General features: G+C 54.5%; 15 protein-coding genes, 5 tRNA genes and 3 rRNA genes. 2 read left to right on the top strand and 21 right to left on the bottom strand.

Features of this window, described 5'->3' with window-relative positions:
* Positions 1-154: 154 nt before the first annotated feature.
* The 11 genes from rplL to KOL70_RS13630 all read right to left on the bottom strand — a co-directional run bounded on the left by rplL (position 155) and on the right by KOL70_RS13630 (position 5,676).
* Positions 155-520, bottom strand: coding sequence for a 50S ribosomal protein L7/L12 (gene rplL, locus KOL70_RS13680; RefSeq protein WP_021508206.1), 366 nt, complete (start codon positions 518-520; stop codon positions 155-157).
* A 66-nt stretch (positions 521-586) separates the two neighbouring features.
* Complete coding sequence (rplJ, locus tag KOL70_RS13675) at positions 587-1,084, bottom strand: 50S ribosomal protein L10 (RefSeq protein WP_021508207.1); 498 nt, start codon at positions 1,082-1,084, stop codon at positions 587-589.
* A 346-nt stretch (positions 1,085-1,430) separates the two neighbouring features.
* Positions 1,431-2,135 (bottom strand): 50S ribosomal protein L1, encoded by a 705-nt coding sequence (gene rplA / locus KOL70_RS13670; RefSeq protein WP_021508208.1) that lies wholly within the window; start codon positions 2,133-2,135, stop codon positions 1,431-1,433.
* Positions 2,136-2,138: 3 nt separating this feature from the next.
* A complete protein-coding gene (gene rplK, locus KOL70_RS13665) occupies positions 2,139-2,567 on the bottom strand; it encodes a 50S ribosomal protein L11 (protein WP_013507401.1) in 429 nt (142 codons plus the stop codon).
* Between the two features lie 147 nt (positions 2,568-2,714).
* On the bottom strand, positions 2,715-3,260 hold the full coding sequence (gene nusG, locus KOL70_RS13660) for a transcription termination/antitermination protein NusG (RefSeq protein ID WP_010616908.1): 546 nt from the start codon (positions 3,258-3,260) through the stop codon (positions 2,715-2,717).
* A 1-nt stretch (position 3,261) separates the two neighbouring features.
* A complete protein-coding gene (gene secE, locus KOL70_RS13655) occupies positions 3,262-3,645 on the bottom strand; it encodes a preprotein translocase subunit SecE (RefSeq protein ID WP_021508209.1) in 384 nt (127 codons plus the stop codon).
* Positions 3,646-3,872: 227 nt separating this feature from the next.
* Positions 3,873-5,057, bottom strand: a complete 1,185-nt coding sequence (gene tuf, locus KOL70_RS13650; protein WP_022547082.1) for an elongation factor Tu — start codon at positions 5,055-5,057, stop codon at positions 3,873-3,875.
* Positions 5,058-5,163: 106 nt separating this feature from the next.
* Positions 5,164-5,239 (bottom strand) — tRNA-Thr (locus KOL70_RS13645).
* Positions 5,240-5,244: 5 nt separating this feature from the next.
* Positions 5,245-5,319, bottom strand: a tRNA-Gly gene (locus KOL70_RS13640).
* A 189-nt stretch (positions 5,320-5,508) separates the two neighbouring features.
* Positions 5,509-5,593: transfer RNA gene (locus KOL70_RS13635), tRNA-Tyr, on the bottom strand.
* A gap of 7 nt (positions 5,594-5,600) precedes the next feature.
* Positions 5,601-5,676 (bottom strand) — tRNA-Thr (locus tag KOL70_RS13630).
* Between the two features lie 396 nt (positions 5,677-6,072).
* On the opposite strand from KOL70_RS13630, the gene coaA reads away from it, so the two are divergent.
* Positions 6,073-7,023 (top strand): type I pantothenate kinase, encoded by a 951-nt coding sequence (coaA, locus tag KOL70_RS13625; RefSeq protein WP_058759911.1) that lies wholly within the window; start codon positions 6,073-6,075, stop codon positions 7,021-7,023.
* 53 nt (positions 7,024-7,076) lie between these two features.
* On the opposite strand, the gene birA is transcribed toward coaA, so the two are convergent.
* The 10 genes from birA to pepQ all read right to left on the bottom strand — a co-directional run bounded on the left by birA (position 7,077) and on the right by pepQ (position 18,756).
* Entirely contained in the window at positions 7,077-8,039 is a 963-nt protein-coding gene (gene birA / locus KOL70_RS13620) for a bifunctional biotin--[acetyl-CoA-carboxylase] ligase/biotin operon repressor BirA (RefSeq protein WP_215480783.1), read from the bottom strand.
* Entirely contained in the window at positions 8,036-9,073 is a 1,038-nt protein-coding gene (gene murB / locus KOL70_RS13615) for a UDP-N-acetylmuramate dehydrogenase (protein ID WP_215480782.1), read from the bottom strand. The genes birA and murB overlap by 4 nt, the downstream gene beginning before the upstream one ends.
* A gap of 150 nt (positions 9,074-9,223) precedes the next feature.
* Positions 9,224-9,339: ribosomal RNA gene (gene rrf / locus KOL70_RS13610) — 5S ribosomal RNA — on the bottom strand.
* Positions 9,340-9,544: 205 nt separating this feature from the next.
* A 23S ribosomal RNA gene (locus KOL70_RS13605) occupies positions 9,545-12,449 on the bottom strand.
* Positions 12,450-12,663: 214 nt separating this feature from the next.
* Positions 12,664-12,738, bottom strand: a tRNA-Glu gene (locus KOL70_RS13600).
* 88 nt (positions 12,739-12,826) lie between these two features.
* Positions 12,827-14,368 (bottom strand): 16S ribosomal RNA (locus KOL70_RS13595).
* Together the 16S, 23S and 5S rRNA genes with 1 tRNA gene alongside form the textbook arrangement of a ribosomal RNA operon.
* Positions 14,369-14,762: 394 nt before the next feature.
* Entirely contained in the window at positions 14,763-15,311 is a 549-nt protein-coding gene (gene hemG / locus KOL70_RS13590) for a menaquinone-dependent protoporphyrinogen IX dehydrogenase (protein WP_058775529.1), read from the bottom strand.
* A 17-nt stretch (positions 15,312-15,328) separates the two neighbouring features.
* Positions 15,329-16,780: a Trk system potassium transporter TrkH gene (gene trkH / locus KOL70_RS13585; protein ID WP_021506935.1), complete on the bottom strand. Its 1,452-nt coding sequence runs from the start codon at positions 16,778-16,780 to the stop codon at positions 15,329-15,331.
* Between the two features lie 27 nt (positions 16,781-16,807).
* A complete protein-coding gene (locus KOL70_RS13580) occupies positions 16,808-17,425 on the bottom strand; it encodes an IMPACT family protein (protein ID WP_021506936.1) in 618 nt (205 codons plus the stop codon).
* Entirely contained in the window at positions 17,425-18,756 is a 1,332-nt protein-coding gene (gene pepQ, locus KOL70_RS13575) for a Xaa-Pro dipeptidase (RefSeq protein WP_058758128.1), read from the bottom strand. The genes KOL70_RS13580 and pepQ overlap by 1 nt, the downstream gene beginning before the upstream one ends.
* 185 nt (positions 18,757-18,941) lie before the next feature.
* Between pepQ and fadB the strand changes: the two genes are divergently transcribed.
* Positions 18,942-21,125: a fatty acid oxidation complex subunit alpha FadB gene (gene fadB / locus KOL70_RS13570; RefSeq protein ID WP_058781593.1), complete on the top strand. Its 2,184-nt coding sequence runs from the start codon at positions 18,942-18,944 to the stop codon at positions 21,123-21,125.
* The last annotated feature ends 5 nt before the right edge of the window (positions 21,126-21,130 follow it).

Genomic DNA, 21,130 nt, shown 5'->3' with positions numbered 1-21,130 from the left:
CGGTATATTAAGTCGTCGATAGAAAAAGATATTGAAGAGGAACAATGGACAAACAGTGCGAAACGCCATCGTTCCCCTGTAGCGCAAAAAGGCTGGTGACCAAAAAGTCACCAGCCATCAGTCTGTTTACGCAGACTGCAACCCGAGGGTTGTCTTACTTAACTTCAACTTCAGCGCCAGCTTCTTTCAGAGCAGCTTCAAGTGCAGCTGCGTCGTCTTTGCTGATGCCTTCTTTGATTGCAGCTGGAGCAGCTTCAACCAGGTCTTTAGCTTCTTTCAGGCCCAGACCAGTTGCGCCACGAACGGCTTTGATTACAGCAACTTTGTTCGCGCCAGCAGCTTTCAGGATAACGTCGAATTCAGTTTTCTCTTCAACAGCTTCAGCCGGGCCAGCAGCAACAGCTACAGCAGCAGCAGCAGAAACGCCGAATTTTTCTTCCATAGCAGAAACCAGCTCAACTACTTCCATTACGGACATAGCTGCAACGGCTTCCAGGATTTGATCTTTAGTGATAGACATGACAATTGTTCCTAAGAATCAGTAAAAGTTTATACGTTAGCAAGTACGAAGAAAAAGAATCTGGCCTTAAGCCGCTTCTTTCGCGTCGCGAACAGCAGCCAGAGTGCGGACCAGCTTGCCAGCAGCAGCTTCTTTCATGGTCGACATCAGACGTGCCAGTGCTTCTTCGTAAGTCGGCAGCGTTGCCAGACGGTCAATTTGTGCCGCCGGGATCAGCTCACCTTCAAAGGCTGCAGCTTTGACCTCAAAGTTTGCATTCGCTTTCGCGAACTCTTTGAACAGACGAGCAGCAGCGCCCGGGTGTTCCATAGAGTATGCAATCAGGGTCGGACCAACAAACGTGTCTTTCAGGCACTCGAATGGAGTACCTTCAACGACGCGGCGCAGCAGGGTGTTACGAACAACACGCATGTAGACGCCAGCTTCACGACCTGCTTTACGCAGTTCAGTCATTTTATCAACGGTAACGCCACGGGAATCCGCAACAACCGCTGAAAGCGCGCCTTTGGCTACTTCGCTAACTTCAGCAACAATTGCTTGTTTGCCTTGAAGATTTAATGCCATTAGCTTTGCTCCTGGATTTGACCGGGAAAATTTCCCGGAACTCACTTCACTTACACACCCGAAGGCCGTAAGCGCGTTACACGGTGAGCAGAATCCAGTGAAGAAAAAATTCTTTTTGGTTCTGTCACCGTCTACGCAGGATATTAAGCATCACTTCCGAAGAGGTTCTGCTCCTGCGGTCTTGGACGGAGGCCAGGATCAGGCCTGGCTCCAACCTTAGTCGCTGAATGACAAGGTGTTAGACCTGTGCACTCCGCGACTATGAATTTGGGTTCTGAATTGACGGATCAACCAGAACAACGGGCGTAAGATTCTAGATGAATTTTTCGCCCGTTACAAGCAGCAATTAGTTTGCTGCTGCGTTCAGACCAGCCTGGTCAACGGCAACGCCGGCGCCCATGGTGGTAGAGATGCTGACTTTCTTGATGTACACGCCTTTCGCCTGAGCAGGTTTCGCTTTTTTCAGCGCAACCAGCAGAGATTCCAGGTTTTCTTTCAGTTTGTCAGCATCGAAGTCCACTTTACCAATGGTGGTGTGGATGATGCCGTTTTTGTCGTTACGGTAACGAACCTGACCCGCTTTAGCGTTTTTCACAGCTTCAGCAACGTTAGGAGTTACGGTACCAACTTTCGGGTTTGGCATCAGACCACGTGGGCCCAGAACCTGGCCCAGCTGGCCAACAACGCGCATTGCATCCGGAGAAGCAATAACAACGTCAAAGTTCATTTCGCCTTTCTTGATCTGATCAGCCAGGTCTTCCATACCTACCAGCTCAGCGCCAGCTGCTTTAGCAGCTTCAGCGTTTGCGCCCTGGGTAAAGACGGCAACACGTACTGAACGACCAGTACCGTGTGGCAGAACGGTCGCGCCGCGCACGTTCTGGTCAGATTTACGTGCATCGATGCCGAGGTTAACAGCAACGTCCACGCTCTCTACGAATTTAGCGGTAGCCAGTTCTTTCAGCAGAGCAACAGCTTCGTTGATGTCATACTGTTTAGTCGCATCAACTTTGTCACGGATCACGCGCATGCGCTTGGTCAGCTTAGCCATTTCTTAGTCCTCCACTACCAGGCCCATGGAACGAGCAGTACCTTCGATAGAGCGAGTCATCGCTTCTACGTCAGCACCAGTCATGTCCGCAGCTTTGGTTTCTGCGATTTCACGTACCTGAGCACGAGTTACTTTACCGACTTTATCTTTGTTCGGCTTACCAGAACCAGACTTGATGCCTGCTGCTTTTTTCAGCAGAACGGCAGCCGGAGGTGTTTTGGTAACGAAGGTGAAAGAACGGTCGCTGTATACGGTGATAACTACTGGAGTAGGCAGACCCTTTTCCAGTGATTCTGTTTTGGCGTTGAACGCTTTACAGAATTCCATGATGTTAACACCCTGCTGACCCAGAGCCGGACCAACTGGTGGGCTCGGGTTAGCCATACCAGCTGCAACCTGCAGCTTGACGTAGGCTTGTACTTTCTTGGCCATGATATTTCCTCTATTGGGTATAGCGCCTGGCGAACAGGCTCCCCGTGATAACGATTTACACGCTGTTGCCAGCGCATAAAAACAAAAGGCGCGAAATTATAGGTAAATTTCGCGCCTCCCGCAAGAGCTAAAAAGTGAACAAAAGGCTTAGCCTTTCTCCACCTGAGCAAAGTCGAGTTCAACCGGCGTTGCACGGCCGAAGATAGAAACAGAAACCTTCAGGCGGCTTTTCTCGTAATCCACTTCTTCGACCACACCGTTGAAGTCGGCAAACGGGCCGTCGTTGACACGCACCATCTCGCCTGGCTCGAACAGCGTTTTCGGACGCGGCTTGTCACCCACCTGCTGCAGGCGGTTCATGATCGCATCCACTTCTTTATCACTGATCGGTGCCGGACGGTCAGAGGTACCACCAATGAAGCCCATTACACGCGGTACACTGCGCACTAAGTGCCAGCTGGCGTCATTCATCACCATCTGGACCAGTACGTAACCAGGGAAGAATTTGCGTTCGCTTTTGCGACGCTGGCCGCCACGGATTTCCACGACTTCTTCAGTCGGCACCATGACTTCGCCAAACAGTTCTTCCATGTTGTGCAGTTTGATATGCTCTTGCAGCGACTTGGCTACGCGGGCTTCAAAACCGGAAAACGCCTGAACGACGTACCAGCGTTTTTTTGGAGCTTCAGACATCTCAGAACCTCAGGCCAGTGATAAACGATACCAGACGGACCAGAATACCATCCAGCCCCCACAAAATCAGTGACATCACGGCAGTGACCGCGGCAACGATTAACGTGGTGTGCAATGTTTCCTGGCGAGTTGGCCAGATGACCTTACGCATTTCGGTTCTTGCTTCACGTGCAAAAGCCACGGTTGCTTTGCCTTTGGTGGTCAGCAACGCAATGCCGCCCGCCGCAGCGATCAACACCACGACAGCCAGCGCGCGTAAAGGCAGTGTCACATCGCGATACAGGTAGTTACCGACGATTGCTACCAGCAGCAATGCGATCACAACTACCCACTTTACCGCTTCCAGGCCGCGCCCGCTCCCTTGAGCTTCGGTATTCGCACTCATAAACCAACCTGCCACAATAATTCAGAAACTATTCTGCCCCGCAGAGCGAGGCATCCAAACCGAATGCGCTTTTGGGCATAACTCGGTATCCAGCGCCGTAATACAGAGCCTGTCTCAGCAATGATTATGATCGAAAATCACTGATGAGCCAGGTTCTGGTTAACAGCGTACAAAAAGGGCATCAAATGATGCCCTTTCCGTGTGCATTGCGTCAAATATTATCGCTATTACGCGATAACTTTAGCAACAACGCCCGCGCCAACGGTACGGCCGCCTTCGCGGATTGCGAAACGCAGACCTTCGTCCATTGCGATTGGATGGATCAGGGTAACAACCATTTTGATGTTGTCGCCTGGCATTACCATCTCAACGCCTTCTGGCAGCTCTACTGAACCGGTTACGTCAGTGGTACGGAAGTAGAACTGTGGACGGTAGCCTTTGAAGAACGGAGTATGACGGCCGCCTTCGTCTTTAGACAGAACGTAAACTTCTGACTCGAACTGGGTGTGTGGCTTGATGGTACCTGGCTTAGCCAGAACCTGACCACGCTGGATCTCTTCACGCTTGATACCGCGCAGCAGAACACCACAGTTCTCGCCTGCCTGACCCTGGTCCAGCAGTTTGCGGAACATTTCAACACCGGTACAGGTAGATTTAGCAGTCGCTTTGATACCTACGATTTCTACTTCGTCGCCCACTTTCACGATGCCGCGCTCAACACGACCGGTAACAACGGTACCACGGCCAGAGATTGAGAATACGTCTTCGATTGGCAGCAGGAACGGCAGGTCGATAGCACGGACTGGATCCGGGATGTAGTTATCCAGGTGCTCAGCCAGCTCAACGATTTTCGCTTCCCACTCAGCGTCGCCTTCCAGCGCTTTCAGCGCAGAACCGCGTACGATTGGGGTATCGTCGCCAGGGAAGTCGTAAGCAGACAGCAGGTCACGCACTTCCATCTCAACCAGTTCCAGCAGCTCTTCGTCATCAACCATGTCGCACTTGTTCAGGAACACGATGATGTAAGGAACGCCAACCTGACGACCCAGCAGGATGTGCTCACGGGTCTGAGGCATTGGGCCATCAGTCGCCGCAACAACCAGGATCGCGCCGTCCATCTGCGCAGCACCGGTGATCATGTTTTTCACATAGTCGGCGTGGCCTGGGCAGTCAACGTGTGCGTAGTGACGGGTCGGGGTTTCATATTCAACGTGAGAGGTGTTGATGGTGATACCACGAGCCTTCTCTTCTGGCGCGTTATCGATCTGATCGAATGCACGTGCCTGGCCGCCGTAGGTTTTTGCCAGAACGGTGGTGATTGCCGCAGTCAGAGTGGTTTTACCGTGGTCGACGTGACCGATGGTGCCCACGTTTACGTGCAGTTTGTTACGTTGAAATTGCTCTTTAGCCATCGCTTGTCCCTCTAAGACACGGATATATCAAAGATATCGTCACATTAACCAGGCAAAACCTGATGTTAGTTTTACAGAGAGAGAATCAGGAGAGAGATAAAGGAAGTGGTGCTGATACCCAGAGTCGAACTGGGGACCTCACCCTTACCAAGGGTGCGCTCTACCAACTGAGCCATATCAGCACATCTGGAGCGGGCAGCGGGAATCGAACCCGCATCATCAGCTTGGAAGGCTGAGGTAATAGCCATTATACGATGCCCGCATCCTGGAACTCGGCTACCTGTTCTTTCTGTAGCTTATGAATAATAAAAGAAGACCTTCTATTATTCGAGCCAGTCAGAGTTTCCGACTGACGGTGATCACGCTACTGCGCAATCTGAATTCGAAGGTGAGAGAGTTGAACTCACCCATCAGATAAGCCTTTATCTGACGCTCAACCGAGAGGTTGAGATGGTGGTGGGAGAAGGATTCGAACCTTCGAAGTCTGTGACGGCAGATTTACAGTCTGCTCCCTTTGGCCGCTCGGGAATCCCACCTACTTGATGGTGCCGGCTACCGGAATCGAACTGGTGACCTACTGATTACAAGTCAGTTGCTCTACCAACTGAGCTAAGCCGGCATCAAGTGACGCGCATTCTAGGAAGACCGGGTTCAGGATGCAACAAAAAAATTGCTAAATTTGCACTACCGCTTACTATTTGTGCAAATCCTCGCAAAACGCCCCGCCAGCGCAGCAAAAAGCAGCAAACATGGTGTGTTTTTCCGCCAGCCCACAGCCTGATTATTCTTTGATACTGCGTTAGCCTCATACTGTGATCATAAAAATGCGGGCCTGCTTACGAAAGCGTGCTCAGGTTTATCATTTTACTTCTTTTTAAAGTCACACTGGTGTTACCCTCCTGCCCATTGTTCTCGTTAAATTACCCCTGTGACGTACAACTGAGTTCGACACATCGCTGTATGCCTGTTGCTGCAAGGTGTTGATGAGCCAGAATTTGCGGTCAGATGCATGCTTATGAGTAAAAAAACGACGCCACTGACGACGCCCTACCTGCAGTTTGATCGCCAGCAATGGGCTGCGCTGAGAGATTCTGTACCGATGACGCTGGCCGCCAGTGAAATTGAACGGCTGCGCGGTATCAATGAAGATCTTTCGCTGGAAGAAGTTGCCGAGATCTATCTGCCGCTATCACGTCTGCTGAACTTCTATATCAGTTCAAATCTGCGCCGTCAGGCGGTGCTGGAGCAGTTCCTTGGCACCAATGGCCAGAAGATCCCGTACATTATCAGTATTGCCGGCAGTGTCGCCGTCGGTAAAAGCACCACCGCGCGCGTGTTACAGGCGCTGCTTAGCCGCTGGCCCGAGCACCGCAAGGTGGAACTCATCACCACCGATGGCTTTTTGCACCCTAATGCGGTGCTGAAAGAGCGCGGCCTGATGAAAAAGAAAGGCTTCCCGCAGTCGTATGATATGCATCGACTGGTGAAGTTCGTATCGGATTTGAAATCGGGCGCCAGTCAGGTCACCGCACCGGTGTATTCACACCTGATTTACGATGTCATCCCGGATGGCGATAAGGTGGTGCAGCAGCCGGACATCCTGATTCTGGAAGGGCTGAACGTCCTGCAGAGCGGTATGGATTATCCGCACGATCCGCATCATGTATTTGTCTCAGATTTCGTCGACTTTTCAATATATGTCGATGCGCCAGAAAATTTATTAGAGCGCTGGTACGTTAATCGCTTTCTTAAATTCCGCGAAGGTGCCTTCAGCGATCCGGACTCTTATTTCCACCACTATTCTCAGCTGCCTGAAGAGGAAGCAGAGAGTATTGCACGTGGGTTATGGAAAGAGATCAACTGGCTGAATTTAAAAGAAAACATCTTACCTACGCGTGAACGGGCCAGCCTGATCATGACCAAGTCTGCGGATCATGCCGTGCAAAGTGTACGGTTACGAAAATAGTATTAAAAACGCCCTGCTTTATCAGGGCGTTTAATGCATTACTGTTTACTGTGTTAATTAGCGGGACGTAATGAGATCTCGCCACCGACCCAGGATTTAATCTCACCATCCTGTTCCAGCAATAAACCGCCCTGCTTATCAATTCCGCGCGCAATGCCATGCACTTCACGATCGCCAATCAGCAGTTTTACCGGGCGATGGATAAAGTTATCCAGCGCTTCCCAGCGGCCGACAAACGGCGCCAGCCCATCGCGTTCAAACAGCGGTAAAGCTTCACGCAGACGGTTTATCAGCCTGGCGGCGAGTTCGTTACGATTGATCTTGATGCCCGCTTCCTGCAGATTGATCCAACCCTGATTGATTTCCGCCGTGCCTTCGCCCCGCATTACCAGGTTGATCCCCGCGCCCATCACAATTTGCGCCGCATCGCCGGTTTTACCGGTGAGCTCAACCAGAATACCCGCCAGTTTACGATCCTGCAGATAGAGGTCATTTGGCCACTTAACGCGGACGTCTGCCGCGCCCAGCGACTGGATAACCTCTGCCATCACGATACCAATCACCAGACTCAGACCCATTGCCGCAGCTGGCCCCTGCTCCAGTCGCCAGTACATGGACATGTAGAGATTGGCGCCAAACGGCGAGAACCATTTCCGTCCGCGCCGGCCGCGCCCGGCCTGTTGATATTCCGCGATGCACGCATAGCCGGAGTTCAGCTGGTCCATGCGATCGAGTAAATACTGATTCGTTGAGTCAATAACCGGAATCACCGCCAGATCCGCCTGATGCAGATGCGCCAGTATCGCCTCTTCATTCAGCAACTGAATCGGCGCTGGCAGGCTGTAACCTTTCCCTGTCACGGTGTAGACATCGAGGCCCCAGCTTTTCAGCGTCTGAATATGTTTATTCACGGCAGCGCGGCTCATACCGAGCGCTTCACCCAGCTGTTCACCAGAGTGAAATTCGCCATCGGCCAGCAGGGCGACCAGTTTTAATGGAACGCTATGATCTTTCATGAAATCACCTCGACGGCGTTACGCTCGCCCTGCGCGCCAATGAAACGTACTTCTGGCTCCAGCCACACGGCAAATTTTTCCCCCACCTCCTGACGCACATGATGGGCCAGGGCGACAATATCCTGCGGTGTGGCATTGTCTTCATTGATCAGTACCAGTGCCTGCTGCCGATGCACCGCAGCGCCGCCAAGACGATAGCCTTTCAACGCACACTGATCGATCAGCCAGCCCGCGGCCAGCTTGACATCACCACTGTGCTGTGGATAGTGCGGCATAGCAGGATAGTGCGTGAGCAATGCCTCTGCCTGCTGAGTGGAAATCAGGGGGTTTTTAAAGAAACTGCCTACATTGCCTGTTATGCGCGGATCGGGCAGCTTACTTTGCCGCATATGGCACACCGCATTGAATACGTCCCACGCGCATACGGTAGCGGGATTGAGCTTCGCCAGATCGCCATAGCTCAGCACCGGTTTCCACTGCTTGGCCAGACGCAGACCGACGGCCACAATCACATAGTCGTGCTTCATCGCGTGTTTGAAGATGCTGTCGCGATAGCCAAACTGGCACTCATCACGGTGCAGACGCGTGACTGTGCTATCCGGCAGGTGTAACACCTCGACGTACTGGCAAATATCTTTAAATTCAACACCGTAAGCGCCAATGTTCTGGATGGGTGCCGATCCCGTCACGCCTGGAATCAGCGCCAGATTTTCCAGCCCGGTGAGGCCTCTCTTTAGAGTGTGCTCAACCAACTGATGCCAGTTTTCGCCAGCACCAACGTGCAGATGCCAGGCTTCGTCGTGCTCTTCCAGGGTGATGCCTTTAATCGCGTTGATCACCACGCAGCCGGCAAAATCTTCGAGGAACAGGACGTTACTGCCCTCGCCAAGCACCATAAACGGCTGATTATTTTGCTGGCTGGCGTGCCAGGCAGAGGAAATGGCTTCTGCGCTATCCGCAACAACAAGCTTTTCAGCCGCGATTGCAAGACCCAGTGTGTTGAACGCTTTCAGGGAAGTCTGAGGGCTGGACATGTTACGGCCTTTACTGATTAATCTGGCCGTAGTTTACCCGATTGCACGGTTTTACAGTGGGGAGTTTTCGCGTTTTTAGCGGTAAATTTGCTGAAGTACGGGCGTAAAAAAGCCCCGGACTCTCGTCCGGGGCTTCTTCACTGGTTTGATGCCTGGCAGTTCCCTACTCTCGCATGGGGAGGCCCCACACTACCATCGGCGCTACGGCGTTTCACTTCTGAGTTCGGCATGGGGTCAGGTGGGACCACCGCGCTGTTGCCGCCAGGCAAATTCTTTGTGCGCGAAACGAATCTTTTTCACTGATGCCGCGTTGCCCGTCCTCGCGCTACTCAGTCACATACTTCTGTATGCTCCCTCGTACCGTCTCGTCCGGCGCCTTGCCTCAGCGCAAAATCTTTCGTTTCCGCTAATTTTTCCGTCACAAGCTGAAAATTCTTTCGGTCTCTCGGACCAAAACGCCTCTGGCGTTGTAAGGTTAAGCCTCACGGGTCATTAGTACCGGTTAGCTCAACGCATCGCTGCGCTTACACACCCGGCCTATCAACGTCGTCGTCTTCAACGTCCCTTCAGGACCCTCAAGGGGTCAGGGAGAACTCATCTCGGGGCAAGTTTCGTGCTTAGATGCTTTCAGCACTTATCTCTTCCGCACTTAGCTACCGGGCAGTGCCATTGGCATGACAACCCGAACACCAGCGGTGCGTTCACTCCGGTCCTCTCGTACTAGGAGCAACCCCCCTCAATTCTCCAGCGCCCACGGCAGATAGGGACCGAACTGTCTCACGACGTTCTAAACCCAGCTCGCGTACCACTTTAAACGGCGAACAGCCGTACCCTTGGGACCTACTTCAGCCCCAGGATGTGATGAGCCGACATCGAGGTGCCAAACACCGCCGTCGATATGAACTCTTGGGCGGTATCAGCCTGTTATCCCCGGAGTACCTTTTATCCGTTGAGCGATGGCCCTTCCATTCAGAACCACCGGATCACTATGACCTGCTTTCGCACCTGCTCGAGCCGTCACTCTCGCAGTCAAGCTGGCTTATGCCATTGCACTAACCTCCTGATGTCCGACCAGGATTAGCCAACCTTCGTGCTCCTCCGTTACGCTTTGGGAGGAGACCGCCCCAGTCAAACTACCCACCAGACACTGTCCGCAGCCCGGATTACGGGCCTACGTTAGAACATCAAACATTAAAGGGTGGTATTTCAAGGTTGGCTCCACGCAGACTGGCGTCCACGCTTCAAAGCCTCCCACCTATCCTACACATCAAGGCTCAATGTTCAGTGTCAAGCTATAGTAAAGGTTCACGGGGTCTTTCCGTCTTGCCGCGGGTACACTGCATCTTCACAGCGATTTCAATTTCACTGAGTCTCGGGTGGAGACAGCCTGGCCATCATTACGCCATTCGTGCAGGTCGGAACTTACCCGACAAGGAATTTCGCTACCTTAGGACCGTTATAGTTACGGCCGCCGTTTACCGGGGCTTCGATCAAGAGCTTCTCCTTGCGGATAACCCCATCAATTAACCTTCCGGCACCGGGCAGGCGTCACACCGTATACGTCCACTTTCGTGTTTGCACAGTGCTGTGTTTTTAATAAACAGTTGCAGCCAGCTGGTATCTTCGACTGGCCTCGGCTCCGGGAGCAAGTCCCTTCACCTACGCGCCAGCGTGCCTTCTCCCGAAGTTACGGCACCATTTTGCCTAGTTCCTTCACCCGAGTTCTCTCAAGCGCCTTGGTATTCTCTACCTGACCACCTGTGTCGGTTTGGGGTACGATTTCGTGTTACCTGGAGCTTAGAGGCTTTTCCTGGAAGCAGGGCATCAGTTACTTCACCGCCGTAGCGGCTCGTCATCACGCCTCAGTGTTAAAGAAGACCGGATTTGCCTGGTCTTCACACCTGCACGCTTAAACCGGGACAACCGTCGCCCGGATAACCTAGCCTTCTCCGTCCCCCCTTCGCAGTAACACCAAGTACAGGAATATTAACCTGTTTCCCATCGACTACGCTTTTCAGCCTCGCCTTAGGGGTCGACTCACCCTGCCCCGATTAACGTTGGACAGGAACCCTTGGTCTTCCGGCGAGCGGGCTTTTCACCCGCTTTATCGTTACTTATGTCAGCATTCGCACTTCTGATACCTCCAGCATGCCTCACAGCACACCTTCAGCGGCTTACAGAACGCTCCCCTACCCAACAACACATAGTGTCGCTGCCGCAGCTTCGGTGCATGGTTTAGCCCCGTTACATCTTCCGCGCAGGCCGACTCGACCAGTGAGCTATTACGCTTTCTTTAAATGATGGCTGCTTCTAAGCCAACATCCTGGCTGTCTGTGCCTTCCCACATCGTTTCCCACTTAACCATGACTTTGGGACCTTAGCTGGCGGTCTGGGTTGTTTCCCTCTTCACGACGGACGTTAGCACCCGCCGTGTGTCTCCCGTGATAACATTCTCCGGTATTCGCAGTTTGCATCGGGTTGGTAAGCCGGGATGGCCCCCTAGCCGAAACAGTGCTCTACCCCCGGAGATGAGTTCACGAGGCGCTACCTAAATAGCTTTCGGGGAGAACCAGCTATCTCCCGGTTTGATTGGCCTTTCACCCCCAGCCACAAGTCATCCGCTAATTTTTCAACATTAGTCGGTTCGGTCCTCCAGTTAGTGTTACCCAACCTTCAACCTGCCCATGGCTAGATCACCGGGTTTCGGGTCTATACCCTGCAACTTAACGCCCAATTAAGACTCGGTTTCCCTTCGGCTCCCCTATGCGGTTAACCTTGCTACAGAATATAAGTCGCTGACCCATTATACAAAAGGTACGCAGTCACACCCTGAAGGTGCTCCCACTGCTTGTACGTACACGGTTTCAGGTTCTGTTTCACTCCCCTCGCCGGGGTTCTTTTCGCCTTTCCCTCACGGTACTGGTTCACTATCGGTCAGTCAGGAGTATTTAGCCTTGGAGGATGGTCCCCCCATGTTCAGACAGGATACCACGTGTCCCGCCCTACTCGTCGGACTCACAACCTGTGCATCTTCGTGTACGGGGCTGTCACCCGGTATCGCGCGACTTTCCAGACGCTTCCACTGATGCACAAGCTGATTCAGGTCCTGGGCTGCTCCCCGTTCGCTCGCCGCTACTGGGGGAATCTCGGTTGATTTCTTTTCCTCGGGGTACTTAGATGTTTCAGTTCCCCCGGTTCGCCTCGTTTGACTATGTATTCATCAAACGATGATGCACAGAGTGCACCGGGTTTCCCCATTCGGACATCGACGGCTGTAGCGGTTCATATCACCTTACCGTCGCTTTTCGCAGATTAGCACGTCCTTCATCGCCTCTGACTGCCAGGGCATCCACCGTGTACGCTTAGTCGCTTAACCTCACAACCCACAGGCGTTTTGCAACGCTGCGGACTGCAAGCATTTGAGAGACCCGAACGCATCGTGATTTCATTCTTATTACGGAGAATGAAAACGACGCGTCGTTTCAAATTTTCAGCTTGTTCCGGATTGTTAAAGAGCAATATCTCAAACACGACGTTACCGTCAGTTTTGAGATATTCTGTGGAGACACCTTTCACCTGTCACCAAGCAGTGGCGTCCCCTAGGGGATTCGAACCCCTGTTGCCGCCGTGAAAGGGCGGAGTCCTAACCGCTAGACGAAGGGGACACAAAGTGTCACGACTTCGCAGCCGTCCTGCTCGTTACTTTTCTATCAGACAATCTGTGTGAGCACTTCGCGGGAAGGTATCTTCAGGTAAGGAGGTGATCCAACCGCAGGTTCCCCTACGGTTACCTTGTTACGACTTCACCCCAGTCATGAATCACAAAGTGGTAAGCGCCCTCCCGAAGGTTAAGCTACCTACTTCTTTTGCAACCCACTCCCATGGTGTGACGGGCGGTGTGTACAAGGCCCGGGAACGTATTCACCGTAGCATTCTGATCTACGATTACTAGCGATTCCGACTTCATGGAGTCGAGTTGCAGACTCCAATCCGGACTACGACGCACTTTATGAGGTCCGCTTGCTCTCGCGAGGTCGCTTCTCTTTGTATGCGCCATTGTAGCACGTGTGTAGCCCTGGCCGTAAGGGCCATGATGACTTGACGTCATCCCCACCTTCCTCCGGTTTATCACCGGCAGTCTCCTTTGAGTTCCCGGCCGAGCCGCTGGCAACAAAGGATAAGGGTTGCGCTCGTTGCGGGACTTAACCCAACATTTCACAACACGAGCTGACGACAGCCATGCAGCACCTGTCTCAGAGTTCCCGAAGGCACCAAAGCATCTCTGCTAAGTTCTCTGGATGTCAAGGCCAGGTAAGGTTCTTCGCGTTGCATCGAATTAAACCACATGCTCCACCGCTTGTGCGGGCCCCCGTCAATTCATTTGAGTTTTAACCTTGCGGCCGTACTCCCCAGGCGGTCGACTTAACGCGTTAGCTCCGGAAGCCACGCCTCAAGGGCACAACCTCCAAGTCGACATCGTTTACGGCGTGGACTACCAGGGTATCTAATCCTGTTTGCTCCCCACGCTTTCGCACCTGAGCGTCAGTCTTCGTCCAGGGGGCCGCCTTCGCCACCGGTATTCCTCCAGATCTCTACGCATTTCACCGCTACACCTGGAATTCTACCCCCCTCTACGAGACTCAAGCCTGCCAGTTTCAAATGCAGTTCCCAGGTTAAGCCCGGGGATTTCACATCTGACTTAACAGACCGCCTGCGTGCGCTTTACGCCCAGTAATTCCGATTAACGCTTGCACCCTCCGTATTACCGCGGCTGCTGGCACGGAGTTAGCCGGTGCTTCTTCTGCGGGTAACGTCAATCGGCGAGGTTATTAACCTCACCGCCTTCCTCCCCGCTGAAAGTACTTTACAACCCGAAGGCCTTCTTCATACACGCGGCATGGCTGCATCAGGCTTGCGCCCATTGTGCAATATTCCCCACTGCTGCCTCCCGTAGGAGTCTGGACCGTGTCTCAGTTCCAGTGTGGCTGGTCATCCTCTCAGACCAGCTAGGGATCGTCGCCTAGGTGAGCCATTACCCCACCTACTAGCTAATCCCATCTGGGCACATCCGATGGTGTGAGGCCCGAAGGTCCCCCACTTTGGTCTTGCGACGTTATGCGGTATTAGCTACCGTTTCCAGTAGTTATCCCCCTCCATCGGGCAGTTTCCCAGACATTACTCACCCGTCCGCCACTCGCCACCCAAAGAGCAAGCTCTTCTGTGCTGCCGTTCGACTTGCATGTGTTAGGCCTGCCGCCAGCGTTCAATCTGAGCCATGATCAAACTCTTCAATTTAAAGTTTGATTTGCTGCAACGAGTGCAGCGATGCTCTGTGAATTAAACTTCGTAATGAATTACGTGTTCACTCAGCAAAGACTTGATATTTTTTACGTCCGGAGACGCTGATATCAATCCTGCGAGTGCCCACACAGATTGTCTGATAAATTGTTAAAGAGCGGTGCGACGCGGCGTTCGGCCTGCTGTCGCGAGGTGGCGTATATTACGCTTTCCTCCTTCAGAGTCAAACACTTTTTTCAGCGTTTTTCTCCGGCGGGGTGAATCACTTCACGCCCTGCTGAGCCGTCTGCGTTGCCGCTTTGCCGTCTCAGTGGTGGCGCATTATAGGGAGTTAATTCTGGCTGACAAGGGTTTATTGCAAAAAAATGATCGTTCGGCCTAAATTTCACCACTACGCGTTATTTTGCGGCAATTTGCCTGGTAACTGTGCGAAATCCTGGGCAAAAAGCGTGACTTGCTGCCAGTCAGTGTATTCAACTTCTTTGGTGGTATCCGTTTCGCCGCCAGTCATACGCATAATGAACTGAATCATGATGCGATCGAACCAGCGATAGCGTGGATAGCGCAGCGCACCGGCAAACACCGCACAGCGATCCGGTTGCCACGGTGACTGCGCCAGGAACTTACGCGTATAGGCATTGGTTTCCGGCGTGCACTTATCGGCTTTGCGCGCAGTAAGATTGACGCTGAAAAAGCCGCTGACGCGCTGCTGCAGTTCCGCCTTATATTGCGTGACGAATTTCATCAGCTCGGGCTGGAAGTGACCATAGCGAATCGAGGCACCAATCAGAACGCGATCATACTGTGCCCACTCCACCTGCGGTGCCTGCGCCAGATCCAGCACATCGCACAGCTGCTGCGGTGTCAGCGTGCGGGCAATACGCGCCGCGATTTCACGGGTTTGCCCGTCACGGCTGGAATAAAGAATTAACGCTTTCATCACTCATTCCTGTTTTATTATTCGCGCCAGAAGGTGGGCGTGAACAGCACCAGCAGCGTGAACACTTCAAGGCGTCCAAACAGCATGGTGGAGATTAAAATCCACTTGGCGACATCATTCATCGACGTGAAGTTATCTGCCACCACACCCAGACCCGGGCCAAGGTTATTCAGCGTCGCCGCCACCGCGGCGAAGGCCGAGAAGTCATCCACGCCGGTGGCGATAATCGCCAGCATGCTGACCAGAAACACCAGCGCGTAAGCCGAGAAAAAGCCCCACACTGCTTCGAGAATACGTTCCGGCAGCGCACGGTTCCCCAGTTTAATGGTATAGACCGCATTGGGATGCACCAGGCGTTTCAGTTCGCGCGACCCCTGCTTGCACAGCAGCAGAATACGAATCACCTTCAGGCCACCGCCAGTCGAACCCGCCATACCGCCGATAAAGGCTGAACACAGCAGCAGTACCGGCAGGAACAGCGGCCAGCGCGCAATACTGTCGGTGGTAAAGCCCGCCGTCGTCGCCATCGATACCACCTGGAAGAACGCCTGATTGAGGGTTTGCCAGCCGCTGGAATAGACATTATGGAACCACAGCACCAGGGTACAAATCAGCACCAGCGTCAGCTGCACGCCAATGAACATGCGGAATTCCGGATCGCGCCAGTAGACTTTCAGGTTTCGCCCGCTGAGCAACGAGAAGTGCAGGCCGTAGTTACAGCCGGAGATCAGCAGGAAAATCGCCACGATGGTATTAATGGTCGGGCTATTGAAGTAGCCGATGCTGGCATCATGGGTAGAAAAACCGCCGATGGCGATGGTCGAGAAGCTGTGGCCGATAGCATCAAACATCGGCATGCCCGCCAGCCACAGCGCCAATGCACAGGCCACCGTCAGCAGCACATAAATCAGCCACAGGGTTTTCGCGGTTTCGGCAATGCGCGGGCGCATTTTGTTATCTTTCAGCGGCCCCGGCATTTCGGCGCGATACAGCTGCATACCGCCGACGCCAAGAATCGGCAGAATAGCGACCGCCAGCACGATGATCCCCATACCGCCGAGCCACTGCAGCATCTGGCGATAGAACAGAATGGCTTTCGGCAGCGAGTCTAGCCCCACCAGCGTGGTGGCACCGGTGGTGGTTAAGCCAGAGAACGATTCGAAGAAGGCGTCGGTCACCGACAGATGTGGCTGCTCTGCGAAGATAAACGGCATTGCCCCCACGCTGCCCAGCACGGTCCAGAACAGCACCACAATCAGAAAGCCTTCACGCGGTTTCAGCTCACTTTTTTGTTTGCGGTTGGGCCACCACAGCAGCGAACCGATGACGATCGCCATCATAAACGTCTGACTGAACGCGCGCCCGGCACCGTCGCGATAAATCAGGGCCACTAAGCCAGGCAGGATCATGGTTACCGAGAACAGAATCACCAGCAGGCCCACGATGCGGGTAATGGCGCGAAAATGCATTCAGCCGTTTCCTTTAAACAGATGCGGTTAGTTGTCCAGCGGGATCAGCGCCAAAGCGCCCCGGCTGTAATCAGAAAGGTTTTGCCTGAAGCCATCAATCTGCGGATGGGGCAACGCCAGACGTAGCGTAATGCGATCCTGATAATGGCTCTGTTCAATACTGCCGTCAAAACGCTGCAGCAGACGCTCTATATCGCTCAGCTGCGCATAGTCACACTGCAGGGTAAAACGTTGCATCGGCACTTTGCGCTGGCGCGCCAGCAGCTTCAGCCCCTGCTGCACGCCGCCACCGTAGGCTTTCACCAGCCCGCCGGTGCCCAGCATGATACCGCCATAATAGCGCACCACCACGGCGGTGATCTCGCCCACGCCGCTGCCCATCAGCTGCGCCAGCATCGGCTTACCGGCCGTGCCGGAGGGTTCGCCATCGTCAGAAAACCCCAGCTGTTGTGAATCATCGGGCGCGCCCGCCACCCAGGCCCAGCAGTGATGCCGCGCGGTCGGGTGTTCGTGCTTTACCTGCTGCACAAAGGCGCGCGCAGCGGCCACCCCATCGGTATGCGCCAGCAGGGTAATAAAGCGGCTCTTTTTGATGGTCTCCTCGCTGAGACTGACGGCCTCAGCGGGAATGTCGTAAGCGTCCATCAGGCCAGATGCAAGTCACGCGTCATGTTTTCGATGCGGCTGGCGTGAATCACCACATTATCCTCGATACGAATGCCCCCGTACGGCTTCAGGGCATCAATTGCCTGCCAGTCAAAGTGCTGACTGAACTTACCGCTGCGCAGCGGCGCCAGCAGTGAATCGATAATATAGAAGCCCGGTTCAATGGTCAGCACCATGCCCGGCTGCAGCACCCGCGTACAGCGCAGATAAGGATATTGCGATGGCGCTGCCAGATGCGTGCCGCTGTCGTCCTGCATAAACCCGGCAACGTCGTGCACCTGCAGGCCCAGCGGATGGCCGAGGCCGTGCGGCATAAAGGGACCGGTGAGGTTTTCCGCCACCAGCGTCTCTTCGCTCAGCCCCTGCACCAGTTCAAACTTCAGCAGCAGACGCGCGATGCGCTGATGCATTTGCAGATGGTAATCGGTATAGCGCACGCCGGCTTTCAGCGTGGCGATCAGCGCCAGCTCTTCTTTATTCATCGCAGCAACCATTTCCGCGTAGCGCGTTTTGCTCTGCGCCGCGTAGCTCCGCGTCAAATCGGCCGCATAGCCAAGATACTCTGCGCCGGCATCAATCAGGAAGCTGTGACGTTTCGCCGGCGGCTGGTGATCAAGCCGGGTGTAGTGCAGTACCGCAGCATGTTCATTCAGCGCGATGATATTGCCATACGGTACATCAATGTCACGGTGGCCGGTGGCGGTCAGATAGGCAAGATTGATATCAAACTCGCTCATGCCGGAGAAGAACGCCTCTTTCGCTGCGCGATGGCCTGCCACCGCCAGCTTCTGCGCTTCGCGCATACAGGCCAGCTCGTAATCGGTTTTGATGCTGCGATGATAATGCAGGAAGTCGATGACGCCCTGAGGATTGATCCCCTCGCTGCGGATGCCCAGTTGGGTGGCGCGGGACGGTACCGGCCCGATATAGGCCACATTGTCGCGCTGTGCCGGCAACAGCTGAGCGATATCGTCAGCGTTTTTCAGGCCGATGACCTCGACATCCTGGGTCCAGAAGCTGTCCGGCAGTGGCTCGACGTTGTGCCAGTAATCGACCGGCGAGTAGAACCACAGTTTGGGTTTATTCACGCCATCGATCCACAGCCAGCAGTTGGGCACCTGGGTCACTGGCACCCAGGCTTTAAACTGGGGATTCACCTTAAACGGATAGTCATGATCGTCAAGAAATACGGTCAGCAACTCGCCTGAATGAATCAGCATGGCGTCCAGCTTAAAGCGCGCCAGCACCTGTTGCGCACGCTGCTGCAGCGTTGAAATATGCGCGTGATACAGGGTTTTCAGTGAATCCATGGACTTGTCTCCGATGTCGCGAAAGTGGCGGCAGTGTAGCACAGCCGCGCGGGGGATGCCGTGCTGCGCGCGCTGTGATCGCCGTATCAAATAAGCAAACTCTCGTTTGCAAAAAATTAACATGACACCCACACTCCTGATCATCTGGTATGACCAGATCATCTTTCGCGTTTCAGGAGACGGACATGCTCTACCAAGGCGATACCCTTTCAGTGCACTGGCTTGACGATGGCATCGCCGAGCTGGTTTTTGATGCGCCCGGTTCGGTGAACAAACTTGATACCAAAACTGTCGCCGCCTTAGGCGAGGCGCTGAGCGTACTGGAGCAGCAAAGCACGCTGCGCGGCCTGCTGCTCTCTTCCGCCAAACCGGCGTTTATTGTCGGGGCGGATATCACAGAATTCCTGTCGCTGTTTGATGCGCCCGCTGAGCAGCTCAGCCAGTGGCTGACATTCGCCAACAGCATCTTTAATCGTCTGGAAGATTTGCCGGTGCCGACCATCGCCGCCATTGACGGCTACGCACTGGGCGGAGGCTGCGAGTGTGTGCTGGCGACCGACTTCCGCGTGGCCACGCCCACCGCGCGCATTGGCCTGCCGGAAACCAAACTTGGCATTATGCCGGGCTTCGGCGGCAGCGTGCGTCTGCCGCGCCTGCTCGGTGCCGACAGCGCGTTGGAGATCATCGCCGCCGGCAAAGATATTGATGGCCCGGGCGCGCTGAAGCTCGGTCTGGTGGATGCGGTGGTCAGCAGCGAGAAGCTGCGCAGCGCGGCGCTGACCATGCTGCAGGATGCCATAGCCCAGGGAAGCTGGCAGGCGCGTCGTGCGCCGAAGCTGGCACCGCTTAAGCTCAGTCCGATTGAAGCCGCGATGAGTTTTACCCTCGCCAAAAGCATGGTGCAGCAAACCGCCGGTAAACACTATCCAGCGCCGATCGCCGCGGTGCGAACCATCGAAGCGGCAGCGGGCTTAGGTCGTGATGATGCGCTGAAGCTGGAAACCGCTGCTTTTGTGCCGCTGGCGCAGAGCGATGTGGCACGCGCGCTGGTTGGCATCTTTCTCAATGACCAGTACGTAAAAGGCCTGGCGAAGAAACACAGCAGCGCGGCCGGCACGCCAGAGCAGGCGGCGGTACTGGGCGCAGGCATCATGGGCGGCGGGATCGCCTGGCAGTCGGCCTGGAAAGGCGTGCCGGTGAAGATGAAAGATATTAATCCGCAGGCGCTGACGCTGGGCATGAATGAAGCCAGCAAGCTGCTTAACAAGCAGCTGGAGCGCGGCAAAATCGACGGCACGAAGCTGGCGAGCGTGCTGGCGAGCATTCAGCCGACGCTGGATTACAGCGGCTTTGATCGCGCCGATGTGGTGGTCGAAGCGGTGGTCGAGAACCCGCAAATCAAAGCCAAAGTGCTGGCTGAAACCGAGCAGCAACTGCGGGATGATGCCGTGCTGGCCTCGAATACCTCCACCATTCCGATTAGCCAGCTGGCGCAGGCGCTGCAGCGTCCGCAAAATTTCTGCGGCATGCACTTCTTCAATCCGGTGCCGCGTATGCCGCTGGTCGAAGTGATTCGCGGTGCGCAAACCTCTGAAGCCACCATCAGCAAAGTGGTGGCGTGGGCCAGCAAGATGGGCAAAACGCCGATTGTGGTGAATGACTGCCCCGGCTTCTTTGTGAACCGCGTGCTGTTCCCCTACTTTGCCGCCTTCAGCCTGCTACTGCGCGACGGCGCGGACTTCCGCCAGATCGATAAAGTGATGGAGAAGCAGTTTGGCTGGCCGATGGGGCCGGCGTGGCTGCTGGACGTGGTGGGCATTGATACCGCGCATCATGCGCAACAGGTGATGGCGCAGGGCTTCCCGTCGCGGATGCAGAAAGATTACCGCGATGCCATTGATGTGCTGTTTGAAGCCAAACGCTACGGCCAGAAAAATGGCCAGGGCTTTTACCGCTGGGAGCAGGATAAAAAAGGCAAAGCGCAGAAGCGCGCCGATGCAGATGTCGATGCGCTGCTGGAGCCGGTATGTGAACCGAAGCGGGTATTCAGCGATGAAGAGATCGCCAACCGCATGATGCTGCCGATGCTCAACGAAGTGGTGCGCTGCCTCGAAGAAAACATCATCGCTTCCCCCGCCGAGGCGGATATGGCGCTGGTGTATGGCTTAGGCTTCCCGCCGTTCCGCGGTGGCGCGTTCCGCTATATGGACACGCTGGGCATCAGCAATGTCGTCGATCAGGCTAAACGCTACCTCGCGCTCGGCCCGCTGTACGCGCTACCTGAGCTGCTGGTTCAGAAAGCCCACCAGCATCAGAGCTGGTATCCCGTCGCTCAACCGATTGACGCAGCGGCGCTGCAAACTGCCTGAGGTAA

The sequence above is a fragment of the Pantoea sp. B270 genome, from assembly GCF_018726825.1.
GTDB lineage: Bacteria > Pseudomonadota > Gammaproteobacteria > Enterobacterales > Enterobacteriaceae > Pantoea > Pantoea dispersa.
The sequence above is the reverse complement of the archived record's forward strand: the minus strand, read 5'-3'. Positions and strand labels throughout refer to the sequence as shown.

What these genes read in the sequence shown, in the direction of transcription:
- birA (WP_215480783.1), bottom strand. Translation starts at nt 8,039, where the DNA reads ATGAAAGATCATAGCGTTCCATTAAAACTGGTCGCCCTGCTGGCCGAT.
- coaA (WP_058759911.1), top strand. Translation starts at nt 6,073, where the DNA reads ATGAGTAAAAAAACGACGCCACTGACGACGCCCTACCTGCAGTTTGAT.
- fadB (WP_058781593.1), top strand. Translation starts at nt 18,942, where the DNA reads ATGCTCTACCAAGGCGATACCCTTTCAGTGCACTGGCTTGACGATGGC.
- pepQ (WP_058758128.1), bottom strand. Translation starts at nt 18,756, where the DNA reads ATGGATTCACTGAAAACCCTGTATCACGCGCATATTTCAACGCTGCAG.
- secE (WP_021508209.1), bottom strand. Translation starts at nt 3,645, where the DNA reads ATGAGTGCGAATACCGAAGCTCAAGGGAGCGGGCGCGGCCTGGAAGCG.
- tuf (WP_022547082.1), bottom strand. Translation starts at nt 5,057, where the DNA reads ATGGCTAAAGAGCAATTTCAACGTAACAAACTGCACGTAAACGTGGGC.
- nusG (WP_010616908.1), bottom strand. Translation starts at nt 3,260, where the DNA reads ATGTCTGAAGCTCCAAAAAAACGCTGGTACGTCGTTCAGGCGTTTTCC.
- KOL70_RS13580 (WP_021506936.1), bottom strand. Translation starts at nt 17,425, where the DNA reads ATGGACGCTTACGACATTCCCGCTGAGGCCGTCAGTCTCAGCGAGGAG.
- rplK (WP_013507401.1), bottom strand. Translation starts at nt 2,567, where the DNA reads ATGGCCAAGAAAGTACAAGCCTACGTCAAGCTGCAGGTTGCAGCTGGT.
- rplA (WP_021508208.1), bottom strand. Translation starts at nt 2,135, where the DNA reads ATGGCTAAGCTGACCAAGCGCATGCGCGTGATCCGTGACAAAGTTGAT.
- murB (WP_215480782.1), bottom strand. Translation starts at nt 9,073, where the DNA reads ATGTCCAGCCCTCAGACTTCCCTGAAAGCGTTCAACACACTGGGTCTT.
- rplJ (WP_021508207.1), bottom strand. Translation starts at nt 1,084, where the DNA reads ATGGCATTAAATCTTCAAGGCAAACAAGCAATTGTTGCTGAAGTTAGC.
- rplL (WP_021508206.1), bottom strand. Translation starts at nt 520, where the DNA reads ATGTCTATCACTAAAGATCAAATCCTGGAAGCCGTTGCAGCTATGTCC.
- hemG (WP_058775529.1), bottom strand. Translation starts at nt 15,311, where the DNA reads ATGAAAGCGTTAATTCTTTATTCCAGCCGTGACGGGCAAACCCGTGAA.
- trkH (WP_021506935.1), bottom strand. Translation starts at nt 16,780, where the DNA reads ATGCATTTTCGCGCCATTACCCGCATCGTGGGCCTGCTGGTGATTCTG.